This is a genomic window from Pantoea sp. X-Soil-YNGN-785, assembly GCF_059730585.1.
On the sequence record NZ_AP035943.1, the window covers coordinates 575,680 to 588,034 of the forward strand.

General features: G+C 48.8%; 8 protein-coding genes and 3 pseudogenes. 4 read left to right on the forward strand and 7 right to left on the reverse strand.

The features are described 5' to 3' along the window. Positions 1 to 14: 14 nt before the first annotated feature. Positions 15 to 266, reverse strand: a complete 252-nt coding sequence (locus AC6I8E_RS21335; protein WP_095708011.1) for a hypothetical protein — start codon at positions 264 to 266, stop codon at positions 15 to 17. 877 nt (positions 267 to 1,143) lie between these two features. Between AC6I8E_RS21335 and AC6I8E_RS21340 the strand changes: the two genes are divergently transcribed. Continuing rightward, a complete protein-coding gene (locus AC6I8E_RS21340) occupies positions 1,144 to 3,060 on the forward strand; it encodes a methyl-accepting chemotaxis protein (protein ID WP_497824810.1) in 1,917 nt (638 codons plus the stop codon). Positions 3,061 to 3,483: 423 nt separating this feature from the next. After that, positions 3,484 to 3,627: a hypothetical protein gene (locus AC6I8E_RS21345; protein ID WP_197061521.1), complete on the forward strand. Its 144-nt coding sequence runs from the start codon at positions 3,484 to 3,486 to the stop codon at positions 3,625 to 3,627. A gap of 41 nt (positions 3,628 to 3,668) precedes the next feature. Here AC6I8E_RS21345 and AC6I8E_RS21350 read toward each other — a convergent pair whose 3' ends face one another. Continuing rightward, the gene (locus tag AC6I8E_RS21350; protein ID WP_049788851.1) at positions 3,669 to 4,007 is read right to left on the reverse strand and encodes a hypothetical protein; all 339 of its coding nucleotides are present in this window, start codon (positions 4,005 to 4,007) and stop codon (positions 3,669 to 3,671) included. Positions 4,008 to 4,652: 645 nt separating this feature from the next. Between AC6I8E_RS21350 and AC6I8E_RS21355 the strand changes: the two are divergent. Beyond that, positions 4,653 to 4,843, forward strand: a pseudogene (locus tag AC6I8E_RS21355) (con-10 family general stress protein). 855 nt (positions 4,844 to 5,698) lie between these two features. Here the strand turns inward: AC6I8E_RS21355 and AC6I8E_RS21360 are convergent. The 3 genes and pseudogenes from AC6I8E_RS21360 to AC6I8E_RS21370 all read right to left on the reverse strand — a co-directional run bounded on the left by AC6I8E_RS21360 (position 5,699) and on the right by AC6I8E_RS21370 (position 9,313). Further along, entirely contained in the window at positions 5,699 to 6,016 is a 318-nt protein-coding gene (locus tag AC6I8E_RS21360; protein WP_497824811.1) for an NIPSNAP family protein, read from the reverse strand. Positions 6,017 to 6,274: 258 nt separating this feature from the next. Beyond that, complete coding sequence (locus tag AC6I8E_RS21365; RefSeq protein ID WP_497824812.1) at positions 6,275 to 7,279, reverse strand: ABC transporter substrate-binding protein; 1,005 nt, start codon at positions 7,277 to 7,279, stop codon at positions 6,275 to 6,277. A gap of 14 nt (positions 7,280 to 7,293) precedes the next feature. Continuing rightward, positions 7,294 to 9,313: pseudogene (locus AC6I8E_RS21370) on the reverse strand (TonB-dependent receptor). A 185-nt stretch (positions 9,314 to 9,498) separates the two neighbouring features. On the opposite strand from AC6I8E_RS21370, the pseudogene AC6I8E_RS21375 reads away from it, so the two are divergent. Continuing rightward, a pseudogene (locus AC6I8E_RS21375) lies at positions 9,499 to 10,323 on the forward strand (LysR substrate-binding domain-containing protein); the annotation flags it as partial. A 198-nt stretch (positions 10,324 to 10,521) separates the two neighbouring features. Here AC6I8E_RS21375 and AC6I8E_RS21380 read toward each other — a convergent pair. Next, positions 10,522 to 11,124: a LysE family translocator gene (locus AC6I8E_RS21380; protein ID WP_201251480.1), complete on the reverse strand. Its 603-nt coding sequence runs from the start codon at positions 11,122 to 11,124 to the stop codon at positions 10,522 to 10,524. 230 nt (positions 11,125 to 11,354) lie between these two features. Next, complete coding sequence (locus AC6I8E_RS21385) at positions 11,355 to 12,245, reverse strand: LysR family transcriptional regulator (protein WP_497824813.1); 891 nt, start codon at positions 12,243 to 12,245, stop codon at positions 11,355 to 11,357. Positions 12,246 to 12,355 lie beyond the last annotated feature (110 nt).

Sequence of the window (12,355 nt, forward strand, 5' to 3'; positions counted from 1 at the left end):
TATTAACAGTTCCTTTATTCATTCAGGCCAGTGAGGAGCTGCAAGTAAAGTGCACGCTGTTTCGCAAATTCCGGAATAAAAAATTCTCTCAGCCATGCTCTGGCTGCACAGATTTTAGTCAGGCGGTCGTCCTGGCAGTTTTCTGCTGCCATAAGTCTCAGTTCATTTAAAAGGGAATTAATGTTTATTTCCTTTTCAGCCAGAGCCAGATGCAGTGCGGCTTCGCTAATAATGACGTGCCCTCTGTCTTCATCTCTTAGTAACATGGTCATCTCCTCAGGTTAAATTCAGCAATACCCTTACTCATCGTCATGATTACGGAAATGTTTTTTCCTGACAGCATTTGGAAATTCATACAAATTGAAAATGATTAGCTTAATTAGCCTGCTCTATTTTCAGCATGTTTCTCGCTAAACACTCTGGAACTGACTTATAAAAAACTCTCTTTCGGAAATAAAGGGAGCCATGTGTTTAAAAAAGGAGCAAGAAAGCACCGTATCAATGAAACTGTTTATCTGATTTTTTCATCAGGATTCCTGCTTCATGTCTATCTCTAACAATTTATCGTCATAACCCCCTCAATACTTTAAGGTAAATCCAACGTTTTTAACTATCACTATAAAAGGCTTGTGTATGTATAAAGGAAAATATCGCGATGATATTGACATTACAGACATTCACGATTTCAACCCGAGCGGTAATTGAGTAGGGGCTGGCTATAATATCAATGTGACTTGGCTATTTATTTCAATTGGTTAACGGTGGATTTTCTGGTGAAAAATGTTGGCGGGCATGATTAATGCCTGTCTTCTTTTTTTCATCCGAACTTAACTGTTTATACCTGCTTAAGTTTATGGAGTAAATATCATCAGGCACATTTCACAATGCATACTAAGTTAATTTAAAAAATACCGTTTCGCTAAAAAAACAAGTTAGATACCAAACGATAACTGTAAGTATAATCAATTTCGTTAATTTGAAGGGCTGGCTTACTGAAAACCAACAATTAATCACGATCAATAATAAAACATTTTTCACTAATATTTATAAAAGGCATAAATAAAGCACCTTTTTGACCGATACAGTATTCAATCCTGAGAAGATATCAGGAACAGAGGATAGCTCAACACTGGGATTATTAAGATGAACATTATAAAAAAAGTTACGGGTTTAAAAATAGGCGGAAAACTGGGACTAGGTTTCACGTTGGTCATAATGGCCTCCGTTATCATATCGGTGCTGGCGTTTCGCTGTTTTTTAAGCATTCAGGAAAACTCAGCCAAGCGGGATATCACCGTTCAGATGCTGGACACGCTGGCAAAAGCCAGGCTTAACCGCACGCTTTTTCAGTACACACGGGATAAAAAGTTTATCGACATTAACGGCGAGGCGATGAATCAGCTCTTTGATTTACGAACCAGTCTCGATAAATATTCCTGGTCAGTTGAGGGGGGGGAGAGGCTTTCTCTCTTGGGCGTGATTCTGAAGCAGTATCAGGAAAAACGTCGGGCCTTTCTTGAGAGCAATGAAAGGGCCGCACTCGCGCTGAGTCAAATACAAACGTTGGACCTGGCTTCACTGGCTGAAAAACTGGCTTCCAGTCAGGCTTCTGTCTCAGCTGAACTTGCTGCGCCCCTGCTTTCTCTCAGCTTCAAAACACAGCAGGCTGCATTTAATGTCCAGTCCTTTATCAGAAAGCCGGATTCTGCCGCGCTGGATAAATTCACTGGGATCAGCGACACGATTTCTCCGCTTGTTAACCAGCTTAAGGGCGCTTCTGACAATGCACTCGCTGCAATATTGGCGGAAGTAGACCAAAAAACACTATCGGGTTCCGTCCTGTTAAATAATTATCTTCTTTCAGTGCGGGCTGAAAGCCTGGCCTCAGATGAAATGACTGCAGCAGCAGGCAAACTGAATAACTCAATTACAGGCCTCGCGTTCTTTCAGTCAGAGCTGGCTCAGAAGTATATTCAAACCGCACTCTGGCAGATTGGTTTTGCCACCCTTGCCTGTATTATTCTCAGCCTCGTTATTGCCTGGAGAATGACGCGAAGCATCACCATCCCTCTGAGAGAAACGCTTTCTTCTGCAAAGCGTATTGCTGAAGGAGACCTGACGTCAGAAATCACCAGCTCCCGCACCGATGAGCTTGGCGAACTGATGACTGCTGTGGGCACCATGAACCAGAGCCTGCGAGATATCATCTCCCGGGTCAGGGACGGTGTGAATAACGTCGCCCGCGCCTCCTCTGAAATTGCGGCGGGTAACACCGATCTTTCATCACGAACAGAACAGCAGTCTGCTGCCGTGGTTGAGACTGCGGCCAGCATGGAAGAACTGACATCCACGGTTAAGCAGAATGCGGAGAACGCTCATCACGCCAGCCAGCTGGCCACCGACGCGTCACACAATGCCAGTCGCGGCGGGCATATCATCAGTGATGTGATTAGCACAATGGGCGGAATAAGTCAGAGTTCAGGTAAAATCGGTGAGATCATCTCCGTCATAAACGGTATCGCTTTCCAGACAAATATTCTGGCGCTTAATGCCGCGGTAGAGGCGGCACGGGCCGGCGAACAAGGACGTGGATTCGCCGTGGTTGCCGGTGAAGTCCGCAACCTTGCCCAGCGCAGTTCTCTGGCTGCAAAAGAAATTGAGACACTGATAAGTGAGTCTCTGAGCAGGGTGAGTAACGGTACCGAGCTGGTTAACCGAGCCGGCAGTACCATGGAGGATATCGTCAGGTCCGTGTCGCAGGTCAGGGACATCATGGGCGAAATCGCCGCTGCGTCGGACGAACAGAACCGCGGGATTACTCAGATTGCGCAGGCTATGACAGAAATGGATACGACAACCCAGCAGAACGCTGCGCTGGTAGAGGAGTCATCCGCAGCGGCCAGCAGTCTCGAAGAGCAGGCGCTCGAGCTTGAGAGAACCGTTGCCGTGTTCCGTGTGCCGGCGTCCGCATTACTGATGCCGAAGGTTCAGATGGCTACGCGTGTGTTAAAACCTCAGTTGTCCGTCAGGGCATCAGAAACCAACTGGGAAACTTTCTGATATCTATCCGGCAGCCAGATGTGGATTTAACCTCATCTGGCTGTATCCTTCCGTTAATTGTATCGGTAAGGTGATGGAAGCCTTTTTATGCTGGGTCAGTCTGATGTGCTCCCTGTTAACTAATAAGCACTGATATCAGTTGACCACTCTGATTGTTGTATACCATCAATTCCGAATGTCCGCTATTCGCTCATAGCGGACATTGGGCCGGATAGCGTCCGCTTTGTGCCAAAAGCGAACGAGGCTTGTATCATGGTATGTTCGTTTGCGGGGAGCAGGTCATAGGCTTGAATCGCTGCCTGAAATCTGCTCTCTTTGATTCTCGGGGCTTATGAAGTTATAAGCTCACCGTTACGGACACTGCTACCTTCCCCCGTCTGACACAATGCTATATTTACAGCTGGTTCATTTAACGGAGGATTAATGGATTCGGGCGAGAATTACAATGAAAAAACACTGGATCTCATTGGTAGCATGGCCCGCAGGCTGCTCAGCCAGAAAGCCACGGTAGGGAAAGATGAACTGATAAATGCACTGGAACTGCTTAGCAAAAGCACTACGGACTGACGTGTGCGGGAAAACAGCACAAGGGCGAGTCGGATGCTGAGTCACCGGGTACACTGACTTAGTAAGGCAGAACGTAATCGGTGCGATAAAAATACCGGATAAACACCCGTGCCCGATACTCTGCTGGCAAGAAAACTCGCGTGAACTCGCTTTATTTCAGTACTGCAACTACCGAAACAGAGGGCTGTGGCGAGAAGCCTGCTGGTCTGCCTGATTGCCTGTCTGATGATTTCGCGACGGGCAGCCTCTGTCTCCACCTCAAGCATCTGTTTAAGCTGTCGGGAGAGGGTGAAAGCGCTGAAGACATCTTCGTCCTCAAGCAGTGTTAATATTGCTTCGCCAATAACGATATTGATCTTTTCTTCTTCACTTCTGAACATATCAAACTTCCTGTTGCCTGGCGGTAAAGTCCGTCGCGGCGGACAAGCAGTATTGCTCTTGAGCGGCTATAACCTTTGTCTGATTTCAGTAGCAGCTCTGACCTGGCTGAAACTGTGAAATCATACCTGCCCTGAGTGTAACAGAGTGGGACCAGTCTGCCCGATGTTTCACCAGCCTGGGCGCACCTTTTATTCCACCACCATAGGGGTGATGAGCATTCTGCTAGTTCAACTATTGTGCGTGTGAGTCTCATTAAGTCTCTATTGTGCCAGGAGCAAATATTGATGGCATCGTGTGATGTTATTAAGTCGAAGGATGCATGAGGTCTGCTGTCTAAGGCTGAATGGCGCTGGTGAAGATGTATGATTTTTTGAGCTGTCTGCTATTAAATTTTATGCGCCATAAGCAGATCTTTTTTTATGCGAAATCCAAAAAACGCTTAAAGATTTAAAAATCTCGAAACCACACGGTTTGAATCCGGAGGGTAAATTCGCGTGAGGCAAAAAGCACCTCACTGTAACATTAATGAAAATAACGTTTTTTTCAGTCTTTCCATACCTTCATAAAGATTGCTGTAAAACGGCCAGAAGAACGGCGGCTCCTATACTTAAAGATGATAATACTTAACCCAAAGTGAAGATTTTATGGCAGCAAAACGTGTTGGAGCCGGTAATTTTGCTGAGAATCCGGAGCGCGCGGCAGAGGCCGGACGGAAAGGTGGTCAGTTAATCGGAGGGAATTTCACAATAGCCCTGAGCGAGCCAGTGAAGCGGGCCTCAAAGGAGGTCTGGTAAGAAAAAAAGGTGTTCAGACGCAGTTGCTTCCTGATGTTTGATGAAAAAAGCCTGCATCCGGAGGGCTTTTCAACGTTGGAACATGGCCATGCGATTAAATCAGAATGCCCGGCAGTTGAGATATATTGTACTTAGTTCAGAGCATATCTGACGCTTGCGATCGTATTGTGCCTTCGCACTTAAGAATGGCTGTCCGGACACTTCGGACAGCGACCTGTATTGCAGCCTCGCGCACTGTTTCCTCTGTGAGGGGCATGAAGGAGAGGAGCTTAAGATGCAGCTGAGCGCAGGTTACGGGTCCTCCCTCATTAAGCAACATGATAACGGCTTCACCCATTATTTTATCGGGCAAACATTCTACTTCTTTTTTGAACATGCATAGCCGTCAGCGGTGGGCGCTCTTCCTGTCTGGCAGAGCTGATATACGGGATAGGTCAAATATCGCTTCGGTGTACCCGGACGCTGAAATGGTTTTGCTTGGGTGCCTCAAAATCCAACACTGTCTGCCGAAAAAATAAAATCCCCGCTTACGCTTGTTGTCCTGTTGAAGCCTTTTATCATTAAGGCCAATCGGCGGCGGCTCCGCTCGATTACCATAAAAGAAAAAGTCACGAAATCCTCTTTGAACCGCCTTAACGGCGGTTTTTTTACCTTTAAAACCTTTTGTTTACTCCTGTCTGCTGACCATGCCAGGAATTCCTGTCTGGGCTGTTACGTTACGTTACGTTTAATTTGGCTGAATTTGCTTGCCGTAATCATTTTGATGTCCGCTCATCTCTCATCGATGACCTTACGCCATACGCATGTCCGCATAGTGCCAGAAACGGATATTATTTGAGTTCAGCAGTTTCGCCTGGCTTAGCTCGTCTATTTATTTCACAGCATCTTATAACAGGTTAATGCTGTTTATCAGATAGCAACGGCTTCATGAAACTGCGTTCATAGCTAAGGATGAACTTTTTTTGGTTAGCTTCATCGAAAAGTTTGACACATTCAGTCTTACTTAAAATGGCTATTCTGTATTCTTCATACTGCGCCAGACTATCAAAGCTAAACAAACAGTAGGCTATGTTATTTGCACCTTCCGATGGAAGGAAATACCCATGATGGATGCCACCCATAGATTCCACAATTTCCATCCAGTTTAAAGCATAATTCTCGAAATCGCTTAATTGATATGGATCAATAACATATCTGACGTGACAAGTGATCATTCTCTTCCCTCATGTGAAATAACACGCTGTTTTTATACACTATTCAAGTTCTCATCACAGCGCCTGCAATAAAATAGTATCAATTCTGATTGTTCGCTTCTCGCTTAAAGCAGCAAGTCCTGTACACACGGCTGATATTTGTCAGGAGTAATGCTTATCCTCCTGACAGGTTTCGATGTGGCTTGAGTAAAAACAGGTGTCATTTATCAATTACGAAGATGACAAATCTACTGGTACTGGCTTTGATAACTGTCTGCCTTATTCAGGAGGCAAAGCCTGCAGGATACGCTGCGCATCATTTGCGCTGAGCGGATAATCGTAAAATGTCCGGTAAAATTCCTGTGTGGCTTTGCGCAGATCCCGCTTTGAGAATAGCGCCGGATGCAGCTTTTTTGCCGCCCACTGGATCTGCAGTGCGACCTCAGTACCATAACGATCCCATGGAAATACACCTGATGGATTCTGCCAGACCTGGTGCTGCTTCACGGCTTTTACGCTGGCAAACAGCGTCCCGAATTCTGAGTCTGCCAGTGTTCCCGCTCCGGCTCCGATGATAATCACATCCGGGTTCCAGCGAATGACTTCCTCCGGAGAAACAGGCCGCATGTTGCCATTAACAGATGCCGCTACGTTCCGACCGCCGGCGAGACGGATCCAGGTGTCAATCAGGGTATTGCGGCCATCCACTTTCAGCGGATGCAACGACTGGATATGCAGTACTCGCGGACGCTGTATGTCCGTGAGTGCCGCCGTTTTAGCCTGAATATCTGCAATTTGATTATCCAGATAGTGATTGTATGCCTGCGCGCGGGCTGCCGCGGCTGGCGTGCCGACCACCTGAGCCGTGGTGATGAGCGAGCGTTTCATTGAGTCAAAATCATCAAAATTCATTGCCAGCACGGGAAGACCAGCCTGACGATAGGAGCCTGCATCAGGGTCGCTGGCGGGAACGAAAACAGTATCAACTTTTCGCGCTACCAGTGCTTCACTGTTAAAGGTCCTGCCATGTGCCTGCAGCCCCCGGTTTAACGATGGCTGCACTTTAAACATCCATGGTCGATCTGCAGGATGGTTTACAGTTGCCACGATGCGATCGCCGGCACCCAGCGTCATGAGCAGAGAGTGATGGGCAAACCAGGCATCGGCAATGTTCTGGGCAGGTTTATTTATCTCTACACGGTTTCCACTGTCGTCAGTTACTGTCTGAGCCGACGCCAGGGCACTGACTATCAGCAGCGGTATTGCCCATTGCAGGCTTTTCATTTTTGACTACCCCATCAGAAACTAAGTTGCATGGAAACCTGCACCATGCGCGGTTCCCCCAGAGAGGCGCTGGCATAACCGGCACCGCTGTAGCCGTTCAGACCGCCCGGCACTATATTGGTCCAGTAGTGCCGATTCGTGAGGTTGGTAACATCAAGACGAAAGGTTGTAGCGGTCTCAAACAGACGGGTCTGATATGCCGCCCCCATATCCAGTGTGGTGTAACTGCTTACCCAGCCCTGATTTTGATTATCAGTAGTGCGCTGTCCCACATTGTGAATGCCACCGTGAATATCCGTGCCGCTGAACATCGGTAAGTCATAGGCCGCGAACAGGCTGGCCGTGTAACGTGGCAGACCCACGATCTGTTTATCAGCAGTCTGACTGCTGGCCGTTTTCACCAGGCGGGGATCCAGCCAGGTCATGCCGCCAAACAGGTGCAGACGATCGGTGACATCCCCATCGGCTAACAGTTCAACGCCGCGGTTACGCTGCTCACCATCCACCCCGTAATCTCTGCTGGCGTTGGTATAAGCGAATGGACGTTTAATCTCAAACAGCGCGGCAGTAAGCAGCAGCTTATCAATAGCCAGTTTGCTGCCCGTCTCGATCTGGCGACTCCGGTATGGAGCCAGAATTGTTCCGGCGTTACTGGCGGTAGCGGGTGCGGTGTCGCCCTGCTGCAGGCTGTCGGCGTAGGTCACGTAAAGCGTCAGCGGATCGACTGGTTTGTAGATCACGCTGGCAGAGCTGCTAAAGCCACTGTCTGAGGCGTTACTGCTTCGGCGGCCCGTTCTGGCATAGCTGGATGAGCTGAGCAGGCTTTCGCTGCCCGCTAACAGTACGCTCCATTGTGGAGAAAACTGAAGGGTATCGCTCAGCAGAAAAGCGTGCTGGGTGGCTGTTGCAGAATGGTAGCGATGGGTGAAATCAGGATAATCAGGCTCATTGAACGCCTGTGGATTGTCCAGCGAAGCGCTGCCCAATGTTAAAGTGCCACCATTTCGCGGGTTGTAATTTTTCCAGACAAAGCCCCGCACGCCGGTGGCTATCTGATGATGAATACGACCAGTATCAACCTCACCATTTAAGTCAGCCATGTAACTGTTAATCGTGAAGCGGCTGGCTGTCGCTGATGACGTCGTGGTCGTGTAATCGCCACGGTTACTGGTAAACGTATTAGTCACAGCAGTCGATTCGCGATCGGCGATCTGACGCAGCACGCCGACTTCACCGAGCCAGTTGCCATCAAAATCATGCTTCAGATGGACACCGGCAGTCAGCGTGTGGTTATCATTTACCGCGTAGGATTGCCCCAGGTGTGCTGTTTTCGGGTCTGGCGATGCGGGAAATGTTAAGCCTTTACCCAGCGCAAATTTCCCCGGCAGACCCTTTTCATAAAAATGGTAATAGCTGAAATTAGTTTCAAGCACAGTCTGGTCGCTAAGGGTCGCATCCAGTCCCAGACTGAAAAGCTGACGCCGCTTCTTACTGCCGCTGACATAGCCATTGCCCTCATCATCCAGCATATTCAGCCGGTAAAGTAGCCGGTCATTTGCATCCACCGGACCACTGAAATCACCCGCGACCTGATGAGTCGGGCCTGTACCGGCCCCCAGGGTGAAGCTTCTCTGAGGTGTGTCACTGGCGCGCTTGCTGACAAAATTGAATAAGCCCGCCGGATTGGCCGGGCCATATAACGCGCCAGCAAGGCCATTGAGCACTTCAATATGGTCAAACTGTTCGGCTGCATAGTCCGTGGTCGACACGACATTGAGCCCATCAATCATACTGTTCTGAACAACGCTTCCCTGCATACCACGTGTCTGAGGACGAGCCCCCTCTCCCTGAACGGAAGGCAGGTAGCGGTAGAGATCGCTCACACTTTTAAATTGCTGCCGTTTCATAAGCTGGGGGGGAATGGTCTGAACTGACCCACGGGGTGTTACGAACTTCCTGGGCACCCAGGTTTCCCAGGGTTGCTTTCTTATCGGTTTCGGCAGGTGCGTCGGATGACAGAGCGTTAACGGTCATGGCTGGTTGTTCGTTCGCGGCATACACAGGAAAAGCAGACAATAACATTGCGCTGGTGAACGTTGTTTTCACCAGGGTCGGACGTTTAATAAACATGAAGTTTCCAGAACACTGTCGACGGGGCAGGCACAGCCACTTATCGTTGTATTGAGGATTATATAACGATTATTGTAATTTAATCGACCCTTAGCCGGTACATCCGAACACTTGAAGCGTGGTTTGACTGTGAACTTTTCAGGCGAAACGGGCCGCGCGTAAGAGTGAGCGATGCGGGTCGTACCCTGGCCGGTCAGCCTACCGAGGGGTTCATGAGCATAGAGCGGGCCTGTAATGCCTTCAGAAGTCACAGTCAGTTTTTGCGTCTCAAAGCTCCCTCTACGCTTAGCATGAGATGGCTTCTGGACGTGCTCAACAATTTCCGTGAAAACCACACCACTCCCGGAATCGAGATAACCAGCGTCTGGATGGATATGGACGAGGTGGACTTCAGCCGCGAACCTTACGACTGTGCAATTCTGCCCGGCAACGGTCATTTTGGGGAGAGTACAGAGAGCAGGCTGCTTTTCAGCGAGCGGCTGATACCGGCCTGTTCTCCTGCGATGCTCGTCAGCGCAAGGAAGTTTCTTCCTGACTGTGACCTTATCCATCCCTCCCCGGACCGTCGTGACATGCGGAGGTGGCTGTAGAGAACCGGGCGTTTCAAGGGGCTCAGCATCAGTAGCGAAAAAGTATTTGATACGCTGGAGCAGGGAAACTTTGCCGCCCTGAGCGAACATGGCGTCTCTGTTGGTGACCTGCTTTTGAGCAGCGAGGCATTAAAAAGTGGTCTGCTAGCACTTCCTTTCACGGAGGCGGTGGCAACCGGTGACGGATATTATCTGGTGTGGCCGGAAAATTCTCCCGTAAAGCAGAATGTTGAAATACTGCTGAACTGGCTTAATCGCCATATACCTCAGCTTCCTAAGGAGAACCTGAAATACCTTAATATTGATGAAAAAAAAATTTCCTGAGCAAGGCTCGCTCAATAAGGCCTGTCTGCTGTAACCGTACACACAGCATGACTATTGTACATGCCAGTTCATTTTTGACTTGAGCAAAGGTGTTCTGCCGCAGGCAAACTGAAGGTATACGATTACCGCTCAAAGCAGACAGTGCCGGACTCAGTTGCCAACAATGCAGTAGCGATCATTAAATTTATAGCCGAAGAATTAATGGATGAGATTATGCAGAGAAAAAACAATGAGCAACACACCGCCGGAAATATTAACGTATTTTTTGAGCGTCGATGGATTAATTTTTTTCGATGAGAATACCAGCGTTTGAGCGAGCGCGTAAAGCCAGACGCTCATAACTGCTATATGAACGGATGCCAGCATCAGGTAGTTGCAAACGCCGCCTTTAACACCTGCGAATTGTGAAACCACTGTCAGATAAAAAAGTATGGCTTTAGGGTTCAGAAGATTAGCCAGCCAGGCTTCTTTTAAAGTCACGTAATGCTTTGCATCAGTAGACCCGCCTGAACTTACCATTATCCCACTACGGATGAGTACAGCACCTAACCAAAGCAGCCAGGCAGTTCCGGCAACTTTAAGCACAGTAAACGCTGCTGGCGACGAGATGAGCACAGCCGTGATACCGAACCCTATAAAAAAAGCATGGGTATATATACCCAGAGCTGTTCCAGCGAGAGTCCTGAACAGGCCTTTATGGCCTTCTGCCAGAGCACTGTTCATAACGAGGGTAAAACTTGCGCCCGGGGACAATGCAACAGGGAGTAGTGCTGGCATAAAGCCAAAAATATTCACATCCATAGATTCAGGATATTAATTGGCACTCTTTGAAATTGCCAGTCCAGACATTTCGCAAAATCGTAATGTTCAGCCAAGCAAAACAGGTAATCGTGATGTATCAAACGTCCGCTTCTCGCTCATAGCGGACATTCGCCTGCCGTCAGTCCGTTTTATGCCAAAGCAGACATATAAAAACTCATTTTCGCACCTGAAGTGACTATTAACCCGATAGTCTGCATCACGTGAGCGGCCTACACAGATAAACCCGACTCAGCAATAAAGTCGATAAAGCAGCGGACTCGGGGTGAGAGGTAGCGGCCTGATGGCCACACGGCGGAGAAATGCCCCTGCTTTGTACAGTACCCTTTCATCACTTCTTTGAGCTGTCCTCCTGCCAGCGCTTCGCGGACTATAAAGTCGGGCAGATAGCTAATGCCCGTACCCGCCAGGCTCAGGCCAATGGCAGCTTCAATATTATTCACCGTCAGAACCGACGCAGCGCTTAGCGCAACCCCGGGGCGGAGACCGTTCAGTTCCCAGGGCTGCAGCATACCTGTTGAGGGTAAGCGAAAAAGAATGCACCTGTGCGCCGCCAGCTCCGAAGGTGACGCCGGCACGCCTTTTTCCTCCAGATAGCCTGGACTGGCGCAGAGAGTGAAGCTGAATTCACCCAGCCTTCTGGCGGTCAGTCTGGAGTCAGCCAGCTCGCCGCTGCGTATTGCCACATCGAACCCTTCATCAATGATATTCACCAGACGGTCGCTGAAATCCAGGTCCATTTCGACCTGCGGGTAACGTCGGTTAAATGCGGAAAGAGCGGGAAGCAGAAGCCTGTAGCCTACTACGGGCAGGGAAACCCGAAGTTTTCCCACGGGTTCAGCAGCACTGTTCGTCAGCTCTGATTCGGCCTCATGAAGCTGCTCAAGAATATGCTTACACCTGACCAGTAGTGCCGCCCCTTCCGGGGTCAGACTTACCTTTCTTGTGCTGCGATTAAGAAGCCGTACGCCCAGTTTATGTTCAAGTCTGGCAACGTTTTTACCGACCGCTGACGCTGAAACACCCAGCAGTCTTGCAGCCTCCACAAAACTCAGCGTTTCAGCTGTCCGTACAAAGGAGGTAAGAGAAGTCAGGCTGTCCATTAATTATTAACTTTATGTCTGCTCAGAAGGTAACTGCAGTCTATTTATCTGCGCTTTTGTCCGCAATAACATCACAGCAGTTTTCATTCATCAGCTGTCCGGATAATTAA

Bases quoted from the DNA above. Each gene is read 5' to 3' on its own strand.
- AC6I8E_RS21335 (WP_095708011.1), bottom strand. From the start codon at position 266: ATGTTACTAAGAGATGAAGACAGAGGGCACGTCATTATTAGCGAAGCC.
- AC6I8E_RS21340 (WP_497824810.1), top strand. From the start codon at position 1,144: ATGAACATTATAAAAAAAGTTACGGGTTTAAAAATAGGCGGAAAACTG.
- AC6I8E_RS21345 (WP_197061521.1), top strand. From the start codon at position 3,484: ATGGATTCGGGCGAGAATTACAATGAAAAAACACTGGATCTCATTGGT.
- AC6I8E_RS21350 (WP_049788851.1), bottom strand. From the start codon at position 4,007: ATGTTCAGAAGTGAAGAAGAAAAGATCAATATCGTTATTGGCGAAGCA.
- AC6I8E_RS21360 (WP_497824811.1), bottom strand. From the start codon at position 6,016: ATGATCACTTGTCACGTCAGATATGTTATTGATCCATATCAATTAAGC.
- AC6I8E_RS21365 (WP_497824812.1), bottom strand. From the start codon at position 7,279: ATGAAAAGCCTGCAATGGGCAATACCGCTGCTGATAGTCAGTGCCCTG.
- AC6I8E_RS21380 (WP_201251480.1), bottom strand. From the start codon at position 11,124: ATGGATGTGAATATTTTTGGCTTTATGCCAGCACTACTCCCTGTTGCA.
- AC6I8E_RS21385 (WP_497824813.1), bottom strand. From the start codon at position 12,245: ATGGACAGCCTGACTTCTCTTACCTCCTTTGTACGGACAGCTGAAACG.